The sequence below is a fragment of the Paracoccus sp. NFXS7 genome, assembly GCF_040148865.1.
Classification (GTDB): Bacteria; Pseudomonadota; Alphaproteobacteria; order Rhodobacterales; family Rhodobacteraceae; genus Paracoccus; species Paracoccus marcusii.
Map to the genome: position 1 here is coordinate 244,579 of NZ_JAKEKV010000003.1, position 19,613 is coordinate 264,191.

General features: G+C 69.1%; 20 protein-coding genes. 9 read left to right on the forward strand and 11 right to left on the reverse strand.

Annotation, left to right across the window (positions count from 1 at the left end; genetic code table 11):
* Window positions 1-52: 52 nt before the first annotated feature.
* Window positions 53-283: a hypothetical protein gene (locus tag LZ686_RS08060; protein WP_045999942.1), complete on the forward strand. Its 231-nt coding sequence runs from the start codon at window positions 53-55 to the stop codon at window positions 281-283.
* Here the strand turns inward: LZ686_RS08060 and LZ686_RS08065 are convergent.
* From LZ686_RS08065 to LZ686_RS08075, 3 genes are read right to left on the reverse strand one after another with little or no spacing between them, the layout of a single operon-like run.
* Entirely contained in the window at window positions 268-1,080 is an 813-nt protein-coding gene (locus tag LZ686_RS08065) for a lysophospholipid acyltransferase family protein (protein WP_349547457.1), read from the reverse strand. The genes LZ686_RS08060 and LZ686_RS08065 overlap by 16 nt on opposite strands.
* Window positions 1,077-1,988 (reverse strand): cell division protein FtsX, encoded by a 912-nt coding sequence (locus LZ686_RS08070; protein ID WP_349547458.1) that lies wholly within the window; start codon window positions 1,986-1,988, stop codon window positions 1,077-1,079. The genes LZ686_RS08065 and LZ686_RS08070 overlap by 4 nt, the downstream gene beginning before the upstream one ends.
* The gene (locus LZ686_RS08075) at window positions 1,988-2,662 is read right to left on the reverse strand and encodes a cell division ATP-binding protein FtsE (RefSeq protein ID WP_273744316.1); all 675 of its coding nucleotides are present in this window, start codon (window positions 2,660-2,662) and stop codon (window positions 1,988-1,990) included. The genes LZ686_RS08070 and LZ686_RS08075 overlap by 1 nt, the downstream gene beginning before the upstream one ends.
* Window positions 2,663-2,775: 113 nt before the next feature.
* On the opposite strand from LZ686_RS08075, the gene LZ686_RS08080 reads away from it, so the two are divergent.
* Window positions 2,776-3,603: a zinc-ribbon domain-containing protein gene (locus tag LZ686_RS08080; protein ID WP_349547459.1), complete on the forward strand. Its 828-nt coding sequence runs from the start codon at window positions 2,776-2,778 to the stop codon at window positions 3,601-3,603.
* A 4-nt stretch (window positions 3,604-3,607) separates the two neighbouring features.
* Here LZ686_RS08080 and LZ686_RS08085 read toward each other — a convergent pair whose 3' ends face one another.
* The 4 genes from LZ686_RS08085 to argH all read right to left on the reverse strand — a co-directional run bounded on the left by LZ686_RS08085 (window position 3,608) and on the right by argH (window position 8,981).
* Window positions 3,608-6,067, reverse strand: coding sequence for a DUF4175 domain-containing protein (locus tag LZ686_RS08085; protein WP_349547460.1), 2,460 nt, complete (start codon window positions 6,065-6,067; stop codon window positions 3,608-3,610).
* 83 nt (window positions 6,068-6,150) lie between these two features.
* A complete protein-coding gene (gene lysA / locus LZ686_RS08090) occupies window positions 6,151-7,416 on the reverse strand; it encodes a diaminopimelate decarboxylase (RefSeq protein WP_045983639.1) in 1,266 nt (421 codons plus the stop codon).
* Window positions 7,417-7,584, reverse strand: a complete 168-nt coding sequence (locus LZ686_RS08095) for a hypothetical protein (RefSeq protein ID WP_164871393.1) — start codon at window positions 7,582-7,584, stop codon at window positions 7,417-7,419.
* Window positions 7,581-8,981 carry an argininosuccinate lyase gene (argH, locus tag LZ686_RS08100; RefSeq protein WP_349547461.1) on the reverse strand — a complete coding sequence of 467 codons (1,401 nt, stop codon included), beginning with the start codon at window positions 8,979-8,981 and terminating at the stop codon, window positions 7,581-7,583. The genes LZ686_RS08095 and argH overlap by 4 nt, the downstream gene beginning before the upstream one ends.
* Window positions 8,982-9,004: 23 nt before the next feature.
* On the opposite strand from argH, the gene LZ686_RS08105 reads away from it, so the two are divergent.
* Window positions 9,005-9,553, forward strand: coding sequence for a TlpA disulfide reductase family protein (locus LZ686_RS08105; protein ID WP_045983641.1), 549 nt, complete (start codon window positions 9,005-9,007; stop codon window positions 9,551-9,553).
* Here LZ686_RS08105 and LZ686_RS08110 read toward each other — a convergent pair.
* Window positions 9,531-10,106 carry a DNA-3-methyladenine glycosylase I gene (locus tag LZ686_RS08110; RefSeq protein WP_045983642.1) on the reverse strand — a complete coding sequence of 192 codons (576 nt, stop codon included), beginning with the start codon at window positions 10,104-10,106 and terminating at the stop codon, window positions 9,531-9,533. The genes LZ686_RS08105 and LZ686_RS08110 overlap by 23 nt on opposite strands.
* A gap of 111 nt (window positions 10,107-10,217) precedes the next feature.
* Here LZ686_RS08110 and LZ686_RS08115 point away from each other — a divergent pair, with 111 nt between their 5' ends.
* From LZ686_RS08115 to phbB, 3 genes are all read left to right on the forward strand, one after another.
* Window positions 10,218-11,018 (forward strand): EAL domain-containing protein, encoded by an 801-nt coding sequence (locus tag LZ686_RS08115; protein ID WP_045983643.1) that lies wholly within the window; start codon window positions 10,218-10,220, stop codon window positions 11,016-11,018.
* A gap of 129 nt (window positions 11,019-11,147) precedes the next feature.
* Window positions 11,148-12,320, forward strand: a complete 1,173-nt coding sequence (locus tag LZ686_RS08120) for an acetyl-CoA C-acetyltransferase (protein ID WP_045999935.1) — start codon at window positions 11,148-11,150, stop codon at window positions 12,318-12,320.
* An 83-nt stretch (window positions 12,321-12,403) separates the two neighbouring features.
* Window positions 12,404-13,129 carry an acetoacetyl-CoA reductase gene (phbB, locus tag LZ686_RS08125; RefSeq protein WP_045983645.1) on the forward strand — a complete coding sequence of 242 codons (726 nt, stop codon included), beginning with the start codon at window positions 12,404-12,406 and terminating at the stop codon, window positions 13,127-13,129.
* Window positions 13,130-13,210: 81 nt separating this feature from the next.
* Here phbB and LZ686_RS08130 read toward each other — a convergent pair whose 3' ends face one another.
* The 3 genes from LZ686_RS08130 to LZ686_RS08140 are packed head-to-tail and all read right to left on the reverse strand — an operon-like array spanning window position 13,211 to window position 14,395.
* Window positions 13,211-13,375, reverse strand: a complete 165-nt coding sequence (locus tag LZ686_RS08130; RefSeq protein WP_064503545.1) for a YdcH family protein — start codon at window positions 13,373-13,375, stop codon at window positions 13,211-13,213.
* A gap of 59 nt (window positions 13,376-13,434) precedes the next feature.
* A complete protein-coding gene (locus tag LZ686_RS08135) occupies window positions 13,435-14,193 on the reverse strand; it encodes a tRNA1(Val) (adenine(37)-N6)-methyltransferase (protein WP_349547462.1) in 759 nt (252 codons plus the stop codon).
* Window positions 14,186-14,395 (reverse strand): putative signal transducing protein, encoded by a 210-nt coding sequence (locus LZ686_RS08140; RefSeq protein ID WP_045983647.1) that lies wholly within the window; start codon window positions 14,393-14,395, stop codon window positions 14,186-14,188. Before LZ686_RS08140 ends, LZ686_RS08135 begins: the two co-directional genes overlap by 8 nt.
* 74 nt (window positions 14,396-14,469) lie before the next feature.
* Here LZ686_RS08140 and LZ686_RS08145 point away from each other — a divergent pair, with 74 nt between their 5' ends.
* From LZ686_RS08145 to LZ686_RS08155, 3 genes are all read left to right on the forward strand, one after another.
* A complete protein-coding gene (locus LZ686_RS08145) occupies window positions 14,470-15,471 on the forward strand; it encodes a polyprenyl synthetase family protein (protein WP_349547463.1) in 1,002 nt (333 codons plus the stop codon).
* 245 nt (window positions 15,472-15,716) lie between these two features.
* The gene (locus LZ686_RS08150; RefSeq protein ID WP_045983649.1) at window positions 15,717-17,123 is read left to right on the forward strand and encodes an ammonium transporter; all 1,407 of its coding nucleotides are present in this window, start codon (window positions 15,717-15,719) and stop codon (window positions 17,121-17,123) included.
* A gap of 174 nt (window positions 17,124-17,297) precedes the next feature.
* Window positions 17,298-19,577: a transglycosylase domain-containing protein gene (locus LZ686_RS08155; protein WP_273744308.1), complete on the forward strand. Its 2,280-nt coding sequence runs from the start codon at window positions 17,298-17,300 to the stop codon at window positions 19,575-19,577.
* Window positions 19,578-19,613: the final 36 nt, after the last annotated feature.

Sequence of the window (19,613 nt, forward strand, 5' to 3'; positions counted from 1 at the left end):
ATCGACCGCACAAGGCACCGCCCTGTCCGGTCCCCCTATCCGGAGACTGACGATGATTGCCGATCTTCATCCGCAAAGCGCCCGCCTGCGTCCCGCGATGCACCGCCTGATCGCCCGACACGGCGCGACTGCGGTCTTATGGGCCGCGATCCGCGCGGCGCTGCTGCCACGGCGCAGGCGGCCGCGGCCGCCCGATCCGTACCTGATGTCCCCGCACATGCGGCGCGACATCGGGCTGCCGCCGCAGGGGCCGCATGTCCCGCGCTACTACGACCTGAGGTGAGAGCGGTTCCGGGTGGCGTCATCGGCGTCGCCCGGTTCCGGCAGGACCAGCCCGGCCTCGGCCATCAGGCGGTCGGAATGGGTCTCGATCTCGGCCCGCAGGCGGGGCAGGAAACCCTCCGCCGGGATGGTGGGATCGATGGGCGGCAGGAACTCGACCACCGCGCGGCCGGGGCGGATGCCCCACCCGCTGCGCGGCCAGAACATGCCGGTGTTCACCGCGACGGGCACGACCGGCAGGCCGGTCCCCTCACGGATCGTGGCCACGCCCTGCTTGTAGGGCTTGCGCTGGCCCGGCAGGGTGCGCGTGCCCTCGGGATAGATGATCAGCTGGCCCAGCCCCTCGGCCGACAGGCGCTGGTTGATGGTGCTGCTGATCGCGGCCATCGCGTCGCGCCCGCGCGACCGGTCGATGGGGATGCAGCCGGTCTTCCACGCGTACCAGCCCATGACCGGGACGCGCATCACCTCGCGCTTCATGATGAAGGCGCGGCGGGGGACGGCATGGGCGATGACCATGATGTCCCAGAACGACTGGTGCTTGGCCGCGACGATGCAGTCATGGGTCGGCGGCGTGCCGCGGATCTCGCAGGTCAGGCGCAGGTGGATGCGCGCGGCCCAGACCATGTAGGCGATCCAGCGCGTGGCGATGCGGTTCGCGCCTGCCCGCCCGTGGCGCAGCGCAGGCAGGCCGAATAGGCCGATGATCAACGTGGCGCAGGCGACATGGACATAGAACAGCACGTTCTGGACGTACTGCCAGGGGGTCAGCGCGCCGGGACGCGCCCCGTCGGTCATCGCACGGCCTCCAGCATCTTCAGCGCCGCCCACCGCGTGGCGACAAAGCCCACCCCCGCCGCGATCAGCGGGATGGTCAGCGGCATCAGCCAGTCGGCGCCCTGAAAGCCCAGCCCGGTCAGGAACCCGCCCGCGGCGCTGGCATCGGGCAGGATGGCGATCGCGCCCATGCCCAGCACGGTGCCGACGGCGGACCCCATCGCGGCGCGCCGGGTGAACCGACGCACGAAGGCCGTGGCGATGGTCAGGTCGCGCGCGCCGATCAGGCGCAGGACGCGGATCACCTGGACGTTCGCGGCCAGCGCGGCCTTGGCCGCCAGCGTGATCATCGCGGCCGAGGCGGCCCCGATCAGCATCAGCGACACGATGCCCAGCATCCGCAGCCGGTTCGCGGCCGAGACCAGCGGCCGGCGCCATTCGGTGTGATCGTCCAGCACCGCGCCCGGCACCTCGGCCTCAAGGCGCAGGCGCAGGCCCTCGGCATCGAACTCGCCCTCGACGGGCAGGTCGATCAGGGCGGGCACGGGCAGCGCGTCCACGGGCATGTCCGGCCCGAACCACGGCTCCAGCAGCTGGGCCAGCTCGTCTTCGGGCAACAGCCGCGGGGTGCCCGCGCCCGGCGTGGTCTGCAGGATCGACAGCGCCGATTGCACCAGCGCGTCCTGTTCCGCCACCGGCGCGCTGACGCGGACCGTCACGCTGCCGGCCAGTTCGGAGGACCAGCGGTCGGCCAGCCGCCCCGTCGCCAGCGCCAGCGCCAGCGCGAACACCGCCAGGAACGCCATGGCGCCTGCGGAAAACAGCGTCAGCTGCGCCGTGAACCCGGTCGGCGGCACGATGCGGTCGCCGGCGCCGTCCTTGTCACCCGTCAGGCCCTTCCACAGGCTTCCGATATTCAGCCGTCCCATCAGAGATCCGCCCCCGCCAGATGCAGGCTGCCGCCGGTGATCCGCAGGACGCGCGCCGTCACCTGCGCCTTGGTGGCGCGGATCAGGTTCAGGTCATGGGTCGCCACCAGAACGGTCTTGCCCGACTTGTTCAGCTCGATCAGCAATTGCATCAGCCGCATGGACATGTCCCAGTCCAGGTTGCCCGTGGGTTCATCCGCCAGCACCAGGTCCGGCGACAGGATCACCGCGCGGGCCAGCGCCGCCCGCTGGCGCTCGCCGCCCGACAGCGACGGCGGCAGGGCGCGGGCGTGCTGGGACAGCTGGACCCAGCCCAGAAGATCGCGCAGCGCGTCCATGTCCACCTCCTCTCCGGCGATGGAGAGGGGCAGCGCGATGTTTTCTGCCAGGGGCAGATGATCCAGGAACTGCGGGTCCTGGTGGACCACGCCCACGCGGCGGCGCAGATCGGCGATGCCGTCGCGCGACAGCTCGCGCATGTCCTGGCCAAAGGCCGTCATCTGGCCCGAACTGGGCAGAAGATCCGCAAAGCACAGCCGCAGCAGCGTGGTCTTGCCCGACCCGGACGGTCCGGTCAGGAAATGGAACATGCCCGGCTGCAGGGTCAGCGTCATGCCCGACAACAGCTCGTCCTGGCCCTGATAGCCGAAGCCGACATCCCGCATCTCGATCAAGCGCCACCTCTTTTCCGCTGCGACCCGTCTGGTGCGGGCCCTTGGCGCCCGGCGCGACTTGGAAGCCGGACCCGCGCTTGATAGAACAGCCGCACGATGAATGCGAGGGTGGCATGGCTGAATTCAAGTTGATCTGTCCGGGTTGCCGCGCCGAATATGCGCTGCCCCCCGACGCCATTCCCCAGGGCGGCCGCGAGGTCGAATGCCCCGCCTGCGGCCATGTCTGGCAGGCCCATCCCCCGGCCGCCGGGGGACGGCTGGATCTGGGCCGCTTCTTCAGCAGGCGCCCCGACCAGGACGAGACGCCCCGACCCCTGCCGCCGGCCCGCACGCGCCTGTCACCGGACGTGCTGGACATGCTGAAAAGCGAGGTCGATCACGAACGCCGCCTGCGCGACGCCGAACAGCAGGACGACCCGCGCCCCGGCGCCGAGGAGATCGACTGGCCCGCGACCACCGTGACGCTGCCCCCAATGCCCGCGGCCCTGCCCCCGCCGTCCCCGGCCATCGCGGCGCCGGTCATCGCGGCGCCGAGCCCCGCGATTCCGGATGCGCCCCGCGCCCAGGTCCCCCGTGGCCCTGACGCCCGTGACGCCCGTGACGCCCGTGACGCCCGTGACGCCCGTGACGCCCGTGACGCCCGTGACGCCCGTGAACCTGAACGGCGCCAGCCGGACCTGCGCCAGCCCGAATTGCGTCAGCAGGCCGAAACCACGGTGCATCGCCGTGCCACGGCCACGCCCATCCGGGTGATGCGCCAGGGCCGCGGCTTCGGCGCGGGCATGACGCTGGCTCTGCTGGCGGCTGCAGCGGTGCTGGCGGTCTATCTGCTGGCCCCGGTGGCCGAGGCGCGCGGCTGGCCGCTGTCGGGGACGCTGGCTGCGGCGCGCGACGGGCTGGACGCACTGAGGCAATGGCTGGCGGCCCGCGTCGGCGGCTGAGCCGTCAGAACCGGTCCAGCAACCGGCCCAGGTAATTGCGTTCGTCCTGCGGGCGGTCCGGCTGCCCGCTGCGGCGGCGGATCTCGTCCAGCAGGTCGCGGGCACGGCGTGCGGGGTCCAACCCCTCGGCCAGCGGATCGCCGTTGGTGATGACATTGCCGCCGCCCATGCTCTCGCGGCCCAGGGGGTCCAACTGCGGCCGACCCTGATAGGGCTGCCCTTGGCTGCCCTGCGCCGACTGGCCGGGTTGCTGGCCGGGCTGCTGCCCCTCGCCGCCCTGCTGGCCCTCCTGTCCCTCCTGTCCCTCCTGGGCCATCATGTCGCCCAGAGCGCGCATCCCCTCGCGCATGGACTGGATCGCATCGGCCTGGCGCTGCATCGCGCCGGCCATGTCGCCGTCACGCAGGGCCTGTTCGGCATCCTCCATCGCGCGCCCGGCCTCGTCCAGCTGGCGCCGCGCGGCGTCGCCCTCGGGTGACCCCTGCCCGGGCATCAACCCCTGCTGCTGGCCCAACTCCTCGCGCAGCGCGCGCTGGCGGTCGGCCATGCTGCCGCCGTCCTGGCCCTCGTCACCGGGCTGCTGGCCTTGGCCGAACTGGCGCTGCATGTCGCGGAACGCCTCGTCCGACAGCTCCTGCTGCTCGCGCAGCGTGTCGGCAAGGCGGTTCATCGGCTGGCTACCCTGCCGGCCCTCTCCCTCGCCATATCCCTGGCTCTGCTGAACCTGCAGGTTCTCCATCATCCGGTTGAATTGGTCCAGCAGGGCCTCCGCCTCGGCCATGCGGCCCTCGTTCATCAGGCGCTGGATCTCGTCCATCATCTCTTGGATCTGGTCTGCGGTGATGGTCTGGCCCTGCTGGCCGCCCCGGTCGGGGCTGTCGGCCTGATCCTGCGGCTGGCTTTCCTGCGCCAGCATGTCGGTATAGGCGTCGGTCGCCTCGCGCAGCTCGTCCATCAGCCGCTGGACTTCGTCGGGGCTGGCCCCGTTGCGGATCGCCTCTGACAGGCGCTCCTGCGCGGCGCGCATCCGTTCCAGCGCATCCGACAGACCGCCATCCTCCAACAGGATCGCGGCCTCCCACAGGGCCTCGGCCAGACGGTCGCGGGCTTCCGGGGTCAGCTCGTCCCCGTCCAGCAGCCGCACCGCCGCGCGCAGCTCGGCATACAGATCGTCCTCGACGAACCCCTCGGGCTGCCAGGTGACGGCGCGCAGGATCTCGGCGCTGCGCCCGGCATTCTGGCGCGACCACAGCAGGTCGCGGCGCAGCTCGATCAGGGTGGCCGCGAACGGATCGAAGAACCGCCGCCCCGGCAGCGGCAGCGCCATCGGGTCGGACTGGCCCGCCTGGTCGATCCCGTCCACCGCGCGCAGTGTGACGGTCACGGGCAGGTTGGCCCAGGGGTGGCGCGACAGGTCCTCGGCCAGCTGTCCCTGCACCGCGCGGCGGTCGCCCCGTGGCAGGGGCAGGTCCAGCGCCACCGGGTCGCGCGGCTCGGGCGCAACGGTCAGGCCAAAGCGGCGATCGACCGCGTCCAGGTCCAGCGCGATGACCGCCTGAGCCGAGATGACGCCGTGATCGTCCCCGGCGTGATAATCCTGGATCATCCGCCCGTCGGCGCGGCGCGTGGGCGCGGCGCCCGCGCGGATCACCGGGACGGCATCGGGCTGTACGGTCACGGCGAAACGACGTCCCTGGACGTCGATGCTGCCAGAGCGGTCGGCCCGGAATGCCGGCGCCGTCGAATCGTCCGACGTGACGGGTCCGATGTCCTGGGTCACCTCTGCCCCCTGGGCATAGAGGCGAAAGCTGACCGTGCTGCCTTGGGGCAGGTCCAGAACCTGCCCCTCGTCCAGGGCGTTCAGGTACAGGGTCGGGCGGCGGGTATAGGCGGGCGGTTCGGCCCAGCCCTCCCAGACTGGCCCCTGCGGCGGCGCGGCGCCCGGCTGCGGCGTGGCCATCGTCGCGGCCAGGGCGCGCAGACCCAGGCCCATCTGGCCCGCCCCCCCGAAGATCAGCGCCATCACCAGCGCCACCAGCCCCGCCAGCCGCAGGGCGAACGGGTCACGCCGGGCAAGGTCCGCATCGGGGCGCACCGCGCGCGCGGCCAGCGCGGCATCGCGCATCTGCGCCAGATGCGCCTGCCACAGCGGCCCTTCGCCGCCGATCGCCGCACGGTCGGACAGCGCGGTCAGCGGGCGCCCGGGCAGGGTGCGGTCCAGCCGGGCCAGCGCCTCGGCCCGGCGCACGCGGCGAAAGCGCCATCCGCCCCGCACCGCCGCGATCACGACCGCCAGGGGCCACAGGCCCGCCAGCCAAGGCAGGAGCACCTGAGGCAAGGCCGCCACCGCGCCCAGCCACAGCGCCGCGATGCCGAAGAACAGCAGCGTCGTCAGCGGCCAGAAGGCCCGCGCCGCGCGTTCCCATGCCATGCCCGCGCGGGTCAGGCGCAGGGCACGGGCCACCGGCCCCGTCTCCGTTGTGAAAATACCCTCGGGGGTCCGGGGGCTGACGGCCCCCGGGCTGTCGGTGTCGTGCTGTCGCCCGATCAAAGCCATGCCGGGATGCTATCCCGTGCCAGCATTTCCTCAAACGTGGGGCGTGCCCGGATGACGGCGAAGTGATCGCCCTGCACCAGCACCTCGGGGACCAGCGGGCGGGAATTGTATTCCGACGCCATCACCGCACCATAGGCCCCGGCCGACCGGAACGCGACCAGCCCCCCTGCCGCCAGTTCGGGCAGATCGGCCCCCTTCTGGAAGGTATCCCCCGATTCGCAGACCGGACCCACGACGTCATAGGGCCGGACCGGCGCGCCGACAGCGGGCTCGACCAGCGGGACGATGTCATGATGCGCGCCGTACATGGCCGGGCGCAGCAGGTCGTTCATCGCCGCGTCCACGATCAGGAAGTCGCGATCCTCGCCGTTCTTCACATAGATCACCCGCGACAGCAGGACGCCCGCATTGCCGACGATGTTGCGGCCCGGCTCGATCTCGATCTGACAGCCCAGATCCCCCACCGTCTCGCGGATCACCTGCCCGTATTCGATGGGCAAAGGCGGCGCGCTGTTGTCGCGGCGATAGGGGATGCCCAGGCCACCGCCCAGGTCCAGGCGGGTGATGTCGTGCCCCTCGGCGCGCAGCGCACGGGTCAGTTCGGCCACCTTCAGATAGGCGGCGCGGAAGGGCGCCAGATCGGTCAGCTGGCTGCCGATATGCACGTCCACACCCACGACGCGCAGACCCGGCAGGGACGCGGCTTCGGCATAGACGGCCATGGCGCGGGAAATCGGGATGCCGAACTTGTTGTCGGACTTGCCCGTGGCGATCTTCTCATGCGTCTTGGCGTCCACGTCGGGGTTCACGCGGATCGCCACCGGCACCGTGGCGCCCATGCTGACGCACAGTGCGGACAGGGCACGCATCTCGGGCTCGCTCTCGATGTTGAACTGCCGGATGCCGCCTTCGATGGCCATGCGCATCTCGGGGATGGTCTTGCCCACGCCCGAGAACACGATCCGCTCGCCCGGCACGCCGGCGGCCTTGGCGCGGGCGTATTCCCCGCCCGACACCACGTCCATGCCCGCGCCCAGATCGCCCATCAGCTTCAGCACGGCCAGGTTGCTGTTCGACTTGACAGCAAAGCAGACCAGGTGGTCGGTCCAGTCCAGCGCCTGCCGGAACAGGCCGAAATGCCGCGTCAGCGTGGCCGCGGAATAGACGTAGACGGGCGTGCCGACCTGCTGCGCGATGCAGGACAGGGGCACGTCCTCGGCGTAGAGCTCGCCGTTCCTGTAGAGGAAGTGGTCCATCTACAGCTCGGCCGACACGCCGAACCGGGCATCGCCGCTGACGGTGACGCCCATCTGCTGCTGCAGGGGCTTCTCGACCGGGCGCTGCGGGGCGCCGTCGACGCCGCAGCTGGCCAGGACGGCCACGACCACGACCAGGACGACGACGATGATGACCGTGTTTCTCATGCCAGTTTCTCCTTCCAGCGGGCGATCTGCGCGCGCACCTGCGCGGGCGCCGTGCCGCCATAGCTTTGGCGCGAGGCGACGGAATTGTGCACGCCCAGCACATTGAACACATCGTCGGTGATCTGACCATGCACCGATTGCATCTGCGCCAGCGACAGATCGGGCAGATCGACGCCCCCCTGTTCGGCCAGGGCCACCAGCGATCCGGTGACGTGATGGGCGTCGCGGAACGGCAGGCCCAATTCGCGCACCAGCCAGTCGGCCAGATCCGTCGCGGTCGAGAACCCGGCCCCCGCCGCGGCCTCCAGCCGGTCGCGGTTCGCGGTCAGGTCCGACAGCATGCCGGTCATCGCGGCCAGCGCCAGCATCAGCGTGTCGGCGGCGTCGAAGACCTGCTCCTTGTCCTCCTGCATGTCCTTGGAATAGGCCAAGGGCAGGCCCTTCATCACCGTGAACAGCGCGACGGTCGCCCCCAGGATGCGGCCGATCTTGGCGCGGATCAGCTCGGCCGCGTCGGGGTTGCGTTTCTGCGGCATGATCGACGACCCGGTCGACCACTTGTCCGACATGGACACGAACCGGAACTGGGCCGACGACCAGATCACCAGCTCCTCGGCCAGGCGCGACATGTGGACGGCGCAGATGCTGCTGGCCGCAAGGAACTCCAGCGCGAAATCCCGGTCGCTGACCGCGTCCAGGCTGTTGGCCATGGGACGGTCGAAATCCAGCGCCGCGGCGGTCATGTCCCGGTCGATCGGATAGCCCGTGCCCGCCAGCGCCGCGGCCCCCAGGGGCGATTCGTTCATGCGTTTGCGGGCGTCCTGGAACCGCGACAGGTCGCGGCCGAACATCTCGACATAGGCCATCATGTGGTGGCCCCAGGTCACCGGCTGCGCGGTCTGCAGATGGGTGAAGCCCGGCATGACCCAATCGGCGCCGCGTTCGGCCTGCGACAAAGCCGCGCGGATCAGCGCGGTCAGCCCGTCGATGGCCGCGTCGCACTGGTCGCGCACCCACAGCCGGAAATCGGTCGCCACCTGGTCATTCCTGGACCGGCCCGTGTGCAGGCGGCCTGCGGGTTCGCGGATGACCTCCTTCAGGCGGGCCTCCACGTTCATGTGGATGTCCTCCAGGTCGGTGCGGAAGGCGAACTGGCCGGCCTCGATTTCTGACAAGACGGTGAGCAGGCCTTTCCCGATCGCCTCGGCATCGCTATCGCTGATGATGCCCGTGGCGGCCAGCATCGCCGCATGGGCCCGGCTGCCCCGGATATCCTGGGCGTAGAGCCGCCGGTCGAACCCGATCGAGGCGTTGATCGCCTCCATGATCGCGTCGGGACCGGCGGCAAAGCGCCCGCCCCACATGCTGTTGGCGGTGGTCTGGGGCCGGTCGGTCATCAAGTACGTCCTTCGGAGGTCACATGCTGCGTTCCGCCCTGCTTTATACGGCCCTTGTTTTCGGTGCAAACACCGCCTTCGCCGCAGGCCCCGACTGGCAGGCGGCGCGCGACGGGGGGCTGGACAAGCTGGTCGTGGCCGAAGACCCCGCCCCCGTGGCGGCCGCCGAGTTCACCGACCGCGACGGCGGCACCCACACCCTGGCCGACTGGCAGGGCAAGGTCGTGCTGCTGAACTTCTGGGCCACCTGGTGCGCGCCCTGCCGCGAGGAGATGCCCGCCCTGGACCGCCTGCAGGCCGAACTGGGCGGCGACGACTTCGAGGTGGTGACGATCGCCACCGGACGCAACGCGGTCGAGCGCATCGACGATTTCTATGCCGAGGTCGGCGTCGAGAACCTGCCGGTCCTTTTGGACCCGCGCCAGCAGGTCGCGCGCGAGATGGGCGTCGTGGGCCTGCCCGTGACGGTGCTGATCGACCGCGAGGGCCGCGAGGTCGCCCGCTATCTGGGCGACGCCGAATGGGATTCGGATGCCGCCAAGACGCTGGTCACCCAGCTGACAGCGCCCTGACGGGACCATGCCTGTGGCAGGTCACGACATGGTCGTTCACCATGCCCGTGGCCTGCATGAAGGCATAGGTGATCACCGGACCGCAGAACCCGAAACCGCGCGCCTTCAACGCCTTGGACATCGCGTGCGATTCTGGCGTGTCGGTGGGGACGTGTCCCAGGTCCGGCCAGTCGTTCTGGATCGGCGCGCCGCCGACAAAGGACCACAGCCAGGGGGCGAACCCTTCGGACGCCTCGATGTCCAGAAAGGCGCGGGCGCCGCGCACGGTGGCCTCGATCTTGCCGCGGTGGCGGATGATGCCGGGGTTCGTCAGCGCACGGTCGATCCGCGCCGCGTCCCACGCCGCCACGCGTTCGGGGTCGAACCCGTCGAACTCGGCACGAAAGGCATCGCGTTTCTTCAGGATGGTGATCCAGGACAGGCCCGCCTGGAACCCGTCCAGCACCAGTTTTTCCCACAGCGCGCGCGGGTCGTGTTCGGGCACGCCCCATTCGGTGTCGTGATAGGCGACATAGACCGGCAGATCGCCGCACCATCCGCAACGGTCCATCATCTGTTAACCCAAACCTGAGAAAGAGATCACGATTCACGGCAGGTTAAGCCAATATGGGCAGACTGCAAGCAGACCCGACTCGGTAAGAGGCCGCCCGTGAGCGACAGAATTATGGACAACAGCTCGCCCCTAGAGGACGCGATCCGCCATCAGGACCGCATCACCCTGGCGGCTGTCACGTCGGCGGTGGAAAAGGGCAGCGCGACGCTGGCCTTCCAGCCCATCGTCCAGGCGCAGCGCACCAAGACCCCCGCCTTTTACGAGGGGCTGATCCGCATCATCGACGACAGCGGCCGCCTGGTGCCCCTGCGCGATTTCATGCCCCAGGCCGAAGTCACTGAACTGGGCCGCAAGATCGACTGCCTGTCGCTGTCCCTGGGCCTGCAGACCCTAGCCGAGGATCCGGGCCTGCGCCTGTCGATCAACATGTCGGCACGCTCGATCCTTTATCCCGAATGGATCAATACCCTGCGCCGCGGGGTGTCCGACGACACCACCCTGGGCGAACGCCTGATCCTGGAGATCACCGAAAGCAGCGCCATGGGCATGCCCGAGGAGGTGCAGACCTTCATGGCCGAGGTGCAGGGATACGGCATCAGCCTGGCGCTGGACGATTTCGGGGCGGGCTATACCTCGTTCCGCTATCTGCGCGACTTCTGCTTCGACATGATCAAGATCGACGGCCAGTTCATCCGCGAGATCGCGACCAAGCCCGACAATCAGGTCCTGACGCGCGCGCTGCAATCCATCGCGCATCATTTCGACATGTTCACCGTGGCGGAATCGGTCGAGACCGCGGACGAGGCCGCCTTCCTGATCGATATCGGCATCGATTGCCTGCAGGGCTACTATTTCGGGGCCCCGACCATCGCCCCGCCCTGGAAGAAACCCCCGTCCTTGGCCAGCCGCTGACGGCGACTTCCGCCCATCCGGGCGGGGGCCATCATCCGAAAGTCCCAAGGCTTCGACTTGACGTAGCGTCCCGAAACAGCATCCTGACCCCAGGCCGGTTCGTCCGGCACTGATGCGAAGGAGTCTGCTGTGACCAAAGCCGTAATCGTTTCCGCCGCCCGCACCCCGGTCGGAAGTTTCCTGGGGGCCTTTGCAAATGTCCCCGCCCACGACCTGGGCGCAGCCGTCCTGGCCGAGGTCGTCGCCCGCGCCGGCATCGACGCGGCCGAGGTCGACGAGACGATCCTGGGCCAGGTGCTGACTGCCGCGCAGGGCCAGAACCCCGCCCGCCAGGCGCATATCAAGGCCGGCCTGCCGCAGGAATCCTCGGCCTGGGGCATCAACCAGGTCTGCGGATCGGGCCTGCGCGCCGTCGCGCTGGCCGCGCAGCAGGTGATCTTGGGCGACGCCCGCGTGGTGCTGGCCGGGGGTCAGGAAAGCATGTCCCTGTCGGCGCATGCCGCCTATCTGCGCGCCGGTCAGAAGATGGGTGACATGCAGTTCATCGACACGATGATCCGCGACGGACTGTGGGACGCGTTCAACAACTATCACATGGGTCAGACGGCCGAGAACGTCGCCGCCAAGTGGCAGATCAGCCGCGACCAGCAGGACGAATTCGCGCTGGCCTCTCAGAACAAGGCCGAAGCCGCCCAGAAGGAAGGCCGCTTTGACGACGAGATCGTCGGCTATACCGTCAAGACCCGCAAGGGCGAGACGGTCGTCGACAAGGACGAATACATCCGCCACGGCGCCACGATCGAGGCGATGCAGAAGCTGCGCCCCGCCTTTACCAAGGACGGATCGGTCACCGCGGCCAATGCATCCGGTCTGAACGACGGCGCGGCCGCGGTCATGGTGATGACCGAGGACGAGGCCGCGCGCCGCGGCCTGACGCCCTTGGCGCGCATCGCAAGCTATGCCACCGCGGGCCTGGACCCGGCGATCATGGGCACCGGCCCGATCCCGGCCAGCCGCCGCGCGCTGGAGAAGGCCGGCTGGTCGGTCGGCGATCTGGACCTGGTCGAGGCGAACGAGGCCTTTGCCGCCCAGGCCTGTGCGGTGAACAAGGACATGGGATGGGATCCGTCCATCGTGAACGTCAACGGCGGCGCCATCGCCATCGGTCACCCGATCGGCGCCTCGGGCGCGCGCGTCCTGAACACACTGCTGTTCGAGATGCGCCGCCGCGACGCGAAAAAGGGCCTGGCCACGCTGTGCATCGGCGGGGGCATGGGCGTCGCCATGTGCCTGGAACGCTGAGCCAATTCGGCGCGCAATGATCTTGCGCGCCGAAACTTCATTGATTAGCAATATTTCAAGAACCTAAAGAAGGAGGGGGAAACATGTCGAAAGTCGCACTGGTCACCGGAGGATCGCGGGGCATCGGCGCCGCCATCTCGAAGGCGCTGAAGGATGCGGGCTATACGGTCGCGGCCAATTACGCCGGCAACGACGACGCCGCGCGCGCCTTCACCGAGGAGACCGGCATCAAGACCTACAAATGGTCGGTCGCCGATTACGACGCCTGCGCCGAAGGCATCAAGCAGGTCGAGGCCGAACTGGGCCCCATCGCCGTGCTGGTCAACAACGCCGGCATCACCCGCGACGCGATGTTCCACAAGATGACCCCCCAGCAGTGGAAAGAGGTCATCGACACCAACCTGACCGGCGTCTTCAACATGACCCACGGCGTCTGGAACGGCATGCGCAACGCCAAGTTCGGCCGCGTGATCAACATCAGCTCGATCAACGGGCAGAAGGGTCAGGCGGGCCAGGCGAACTATTCCGCGGCCAAGGCGGGTGACCTGGGCTTCACCAAGGCGCTGGCCCAAGAGGGCGCGCGCGCGGGCATCACCGTCAACGCCATCTGCCCCGGTTACATCGGCACCGAGATGGTGCGCGCCATCGACGAAAAGGTGCTGAACGAACGCATCATCCCGCAGATCCCCGTCGGCCGCCTTGGCGAACCCGAGGAGATCGCCCGCGCCGTGGTGTTCCTGGCCGCGGACGATGCGGGCTTCATCACCGGGTCCACGATCAGCGCGAATGGCGGCCAGTTCTTCGTCTGACGTCGGACCGCACTGCTGGAACGGCAAGGCCCGCGCGATCTGCGCGGGCCTTTTTCCGTTTGGTGTCGGGTCGGCGACTGGTCAGTGACCCAGTCTGTTGATCTGCTCCTTGAGACGCAGTTTCTCGCGCTTCATCGCGGTGATTTCGTGGTCGCGGGCACTGGGGCTCCTCTGGGCCCTCTCCACGGCAACCGAAAGGTTCTGATGCTTCTTGCGAAGCTCCTCGACATGGGAAGCAACCGTCATCGCGTACTCCTCTATAGTTGTCTCGAACCAGTCCAGTGCACCACAGCTTGTTGATTCTGTCACGCGGCTTTCGCAATTCCCATCGCGATCGGCGCACCATCGCGCAGAACCTGGGCAGCCAGGGGGGTCAGATCCTCGGCATCGCGGTCGTGGCGGGGGGCGGCATGGGTGATCAGGGGTGCCAGCAGGCGCAGCGGACCGCGCGCGCCCTTTCGCGCCGCGACCAGGACGCGCCCCGCGGGGCTGCCCGCCCGCGCGGCGATGGGCAGGATCGTCACCGCCCCGGCACGCGCGCCAAGCGCGGCCATCACCCCGTCCAGGCGGTCGGCCCGCTGGATCACCGTCAGCCAGCCGCCGGGCCGCAACCGCCTGAGGCCCGCGTCGATCCACTGCGCCAGCGGCGTCTCCTCGCGTCTGGCCAGGGCGCGGCCCGCGTCGGGCGCGGCCGTGCCGCCCAGGAAATAGGGCGGGTTCATCATCACATGGTCAAAGGAGGCGTCGCGCAGATCCCGCGGCGGGTCGGTCAGATCGCCGGTCAGGACCGTCAGCGCGATGCCGTTCGCGTAGGCATTGCCGCGGGCCAGGTCCGCATAGGACTGCTGCCGCTCCAGCCCGGTGATCACCAGGTCCGGCACCCGCCAGCCCAGGCACAGGCTGGCCACCCCCGCCCCGCAGCCCAGTTCCAGCACCGCCTGCCCCGGCCGCGCGGGACAGGCCGCGGCCAGCATCACCGCATCCGCCCCCGCGCGATAGCCGCGCGCGGGCTGACTGATGCGCAGCCGCCCGTCCAGGAATCCGTCGATGCGGGTGTCAGTCATCCAGCCCGTTGTCGCGCAGGATGGCGCGGGCCATGAATTCGTCGCGGTCCGCGACCATCAGCCGCGCGGGCAGCACGCCGATTGATCCCTCCAGCACGCTCATGTGCTGATCCATCGGAAAGGTGGCGATCCCTTCGGATTCCAGCAGGCTGGTGGCGGCGGACATGCGGACCGGATCGTTGCTGCGGAAAAGCTCTTTCATGGGCGCGACGTTAAGCGGCGGTTGCGCATTTGTCGATGCCGTGGCAATGCACGGTCGCAGACACGGGGTATGGCATGACTGTGCAGGACAACGTCCGCAAACCGCTGGATCGGCTGAGCGAGGCCCTGACCGCCGAAATGGAGGCGGTCAACGCGCTGATCCGCGACCGCATGGCCAGCCGCCATGCCCCCCGCATCCCCGAGGTGACGGCGCATCTGATCGAGGCCGGCGGCAAGCGCCTGCGCCCGATGCTGACGCTGGCCGCGGCCAAGCTGCTGGGCTATCCCGGCCCGTGGCATGTCCACCTGGCCGCGACGGTCGAATTCATCCACACCGCCACGCTGCTGCATGACGACGTGGTCGACGAAAGCGCGCAGCGGCGCGGACGCCCGACGGCGAACCTGCTGTGGGACAACAAGTCCAGCGTGCTGGTCGGAGATTACCTGTTCGCGCGCAGCTTTCAGCTGATGGTCGAACCCGGCAACCTGCGCACGCTGGAGATCCTGGCCAATGCCAGCGCCACCATCGCCGAGGGCGAGGTGCTGCAGCTGACCGCGGCGCAGGACCTGGCAACCGACGAATCCGTCTATCTGCAGGTGGTGCGCGGCAAGACGGCGGCGCTGTTTTCCGCCGCGACCGAGGTGGGCGGCGTCATCGCCGGTGCGCCCGACGATGAGGTTCAGGCGCTGTTCGATTACGGCGACGCCCTGGGCATCAGCTTCCAGATCGTCGACGACCTGCTGGATTACGGCGGCGCGACCGAGACGATCGGCAAGAACGTGGGCGACGATTTCCGCGAACGCAAGCTGACCCTGCCGGTCATCAAGGCCATCGCCAAGGCCGATGCCCAGGAACGCGCCTTCTGGACCCGCACCATCGAGGCGGGCGACCAGCGCGACGGCGACCTGGAGCACGCGCTGTCGCTGCTGGCCCGTCACGGTGCGATGGAGGCCGCGCGCGCCGATGCGCTGGCCCATGCCGCACGGGCCCGCGCGGCGCTGCAGGTGCTGCCCGCGCATCCGATTCGCGACATGCTGGCCGACCTCGCGGATTTCGTCGTCAGCCGCGTGGCCTGACCGACCCCCTTTTCGTCCTCTCCCACCCTGCGTTTTCGGCGGCCCTTTCGGGGCTGCCGCGGCCGCACGCGGCGCGCCTGAATTTCGGGCATCGCCCTGCATTACAGCCCATTTTCCCAGCATGACCGGTCTGGACGCCCTGAATCAGTGCCTGCGGCCTGTGCAAGCGGCTGCATTCTGCCAATCCAAGGGGCGAAGTTCGCCGCAGCTGCGGCCCGTGGGGTGATGTTAAGGATGAGAGAAGTATGAGAAAGCTTTCCGCATATGGTCTTTTGGCGGCGGCCCTGTCCGCCGTCCCAGCCTTCGCGCAGGACGCCGCGGCCCCGGTCGTCGAGGCGGCGGCACCCATCGTCGACAAGGGCGATGCCGCCTGGCTGATGATGTCGGCCGTCCTGGTCATCTTCATGACCCTGCCGGGCCTGGCGCTGTTCTATGGCGGCCTGGTGCGCGCCAAGAACATGCTGTCGGTGCTGATGCAGGTGCTGACCATCTTTTCGATCATCGCGATCCTGTGGGTCGCCTTCGGCTATTCGCTGGCCTTCACCGGTGCCGGCAGCGCCGAGGACGCGACCTTCTTCACCCCCTATATCGGCGGACTGTCCAAGGCGTTCCTGGCGGGCGTGGGCACCGATGCCCTGGCCGAGACCTTCTCGACCGGCGTGTACGTCCCGGAACTGGCCTTCGTGATCTTCCAGATGGCCTTCGCCTGCATCGCCTCGGCGCTGATCGTGGGTGCCACGGCCGAACGGCTGAAGTTCTCGGCGGTGATCCTGTTCGTGGTGATCTGGTTCTGCTTCTCCTACATCCCGATGGCCCACATGGTCTGGTGGTGGGGCGGCCCGTCGGCCTATGACGCGCCCTCGGGTCTGCTGTTCGGGCACGGCGCGCTGGACTTTGCCGGCGGCACGGTGATCCACATCAACGCAGGCGTCGCGGCGCTGGTCGCGGCCATGGTCGCAGGACCCCGCCTGGGCTATCGCAAGGAGCTGCTGGCGCCACATAACCTGACCTTCACGCTGGTCGGCGGCTGCATCCTGTGGGTCGGCTGGTTCGGCTTCAACGCGGGCTCCAACCTCGAGGCCAACGGCCTAACCGCGCTGGCGATGATCAACACCGCCGTCGCCACCGCCGCCGCCGTGCTGGCCTGGTCGTTCGGCGAATGGATGATGCGCGGCCATCCCAGCCTGCTGGGCGGCATCTCGGGCGCCATCGCGGGCCTGGTCGGCGTGACGCCCGCCGCGGGCTTCGTCGGACCCATGGGAGCCATCGCGATCGGCCTGATCGCCGGCCTGGTCTGCATGTGGTTCGTCATCTCGGTCAAGCCCCGCATGGGCATCGACGACAGCCTGGACGTGTTCGGCATCCACGGCGTCGGCGGCATCGTCGGCGCGATCCTGACGGGCGTCTTCGCGGCCCCGTCCCTGGGCGGCGGCGGCGTGTTCGACTATTCCACCGGCGCGGTGGGCGAATACGCGATGGGCGCGCAGGTCTGGAACCAGACCCTGGGCGTGATCATCGCCATCGTCTGGTCGGCGGTCGTGTCCTTCATCGCGATCCATATCGTCAAGGCGCTGATCGGCCTGCGCGTCAGCGACAGCGACGAACGCCAGGGCCTGGACGTGACCACCCACGGCGAGAACGCCTACAACTGATCGGGCCCGCCCCACGGCAAAGGCCCGGCCCCTGCGGCCGGGCCTTTCGCATGACCGGCAGGCGGGGAAAATCACGCTTCGGTCAGCCCAATTCCCCCCGACGCAAACTTGCTGTAAGCTGGATGCCAATTCCGCCGGACCAACCGGCCACGCAGTCACGCAGGCACCCGACGCATGAAACGACCTACCGGTACCCCGCCCCGTTCGGGCAAAAGCCCTGTTGCCGACAAGCGCAGCCAACCCGCGCCGGCCAAGGCCACGCCCCGCAAGGTCAAGCGGCACGGAAAGCCGCGGCGCGGCGGCATCCTGGGATGGATCGCCGGTCTGGTGACGCTGGCCTGGCGCATCGTCTGGGGGTCGATCTGGCGCCTGGCCATGACGGTCGCGCTGATCATCGGCGCCGCCAGCGCCTATTTCTATGTCAGCCTCCCCGAGGCGCAGGACCTGTTCGACGGTCGCGCCCGAGGCAGCGTCACCATGCTGGACCGCGACGGCCGCGTCTTCGCCTGGCGCGGAGAGACATACGGCGCCGTCACCAGCGACCAGATCCCAGAGGTGCTGCAGCAGGCCGTCCTGTCGTCCGAGGACCGCCGGTTCTTCCGCCATTTCGGCGTCAGCCCGCGCGGCATCGCCAGCGCCATCCGCATCAACATGGCCGAGGGCCGCGGCCCGCTGGAGGGGAACGGCGGTTCCACCATCACCCAGCAGGTCGCCAAGCTGCTGTGCCTGGGCGACACGTTCGATCCCACCCGCTTTGCCAACGAGGCCGAGTTCGAGGCCGAATGCCGGTCGGGCGGCATCTGGCGCAAGATCAAGGAGATCCCCTATGCCTTCGCCATGGAGGCGAAGTACAGCAAGGAGGAGATCCTCTCGATCTACATGAACCGCTCCTATCTGGGCGGCGGCGCCCGTGGGTTCGAGGCCGCGAGCCAGGTCTATTTCAACAAGCCCGCGGCCGATCTGAACGTGTCCGAGGCCGCGATGCTGGCGGGCCTGCTGCCCGCACCCAGCCGCTATGCCCCGACCGCCAGCCTGGAACGCGCCCAGGCCCGCGCCAGCGTCGTCATGGGACTGATGCGCCAGGAAGGCTATCTGGACGACCAGCAGCTGGCCCAGGCCCGCGCCAACCCCGCGACCCTGTCGCAGGCGGCATCGGCCCGGGCGGGCGGTTACTTTGCGGATTGGCTGATGGAATCCGGCCCCGGCTTCCTGACCAGCGAGACGACCGAGGACGTGACCATCACGACCACGCTTGACCAGCGCATCCAGCGGGCAGCCGAACGCGCCCTGCAGAAGGTGTTCGACGAGAAGGTCAAGGACGGCTCGACCGCCGAGGCCGCGGTCGTGGTGATGTCCGCCGACGGCGCGGTGCGTGCCATCATCGGCGGGCGCGACACGCGCGTGAACGGTGTCTTCAACCGCGCGACCCAGGCCAAGCGCCAGACCGGGTCCAGCTTCAAGCCCTTCGTCTATGCAGCCGCGCTGGAGGCCGGGTATTCGCCAAGCGACCGGATCGAGGACGGCCCCCTGACCATCCGCATTCCCGGCGGGCGCAACTGGTCGCCCCAGAACTATACCCGCAACTATCGCGGCATGGTCACGCTGACCCAGTCCCTGGCGCAATCGCTGAACACCTCGACCATCCGCCTGCAGGAGGTCGTCGGACGCGATCAGGTGATCCGCGTGGCGCGCGATTTCGGCATCGTCAGCAACCTGACCACCAGCCCGTCCCTGGGCCTGGGCGCATCCGAGGCGACCCTGATGGAGCTGACGGGCGCCTATGCCGGCATCCGGAACGGCGGCACGTCGGTCGCGCCCTACGGCGTGGTCGAGGTCGCAATGCAGGGCGACGACCGCCCACTGATGGGCCAGACCGGCGGCTTTGGTGAACGCGTCATCAGCCAGCGCGCGGCGGGCCAGCTGATCTACATGATGCAGCAGGTGATCTCGAACGGCACCGGCGGGCGCGCACAGCTGGGCGACCGTCCCGTGGCGGGCAAGACCGGCACGACCAGCAGCTATCGCGACGCGTGGTTCGTGGGCTTCACCGAACAGTACGTGACCGGCGTCTGGATGGGCAACGACGACAACACGCCCCTGACCGGGGTTACCGGCGGCGGTCTGCCGGCCGAGATCTGGCAGGCAGTGATGCTGGAGATCCATGACGGGCTGCCCGAGCTGCCCCTGTCGACCGTGTCGCCCGACGGCAGCGGGATCATCATGTCCAGCGGCGGCACCACCCCGCAGGTGGTGACCAGCGGCTCGGCCGACGATCCGCTGGCCGCGGCGCTGGCCGGGGTGATGAACGGGATCGAGGCGCAGAACAGCGGCCGCGTGATCACCGCCCCCGGAGAGGTCCAGGGCGGGGCCCCCGTCACGCCCGGCAGCAGCGTGGGCGCCGATTCGGACGACGCCCTGTCCCGCGCCCTGAACGGGATCCTGGGCGGAAACTGACCCCCGGACATGAAAAAGCCGCCCGGTCCTGCGACC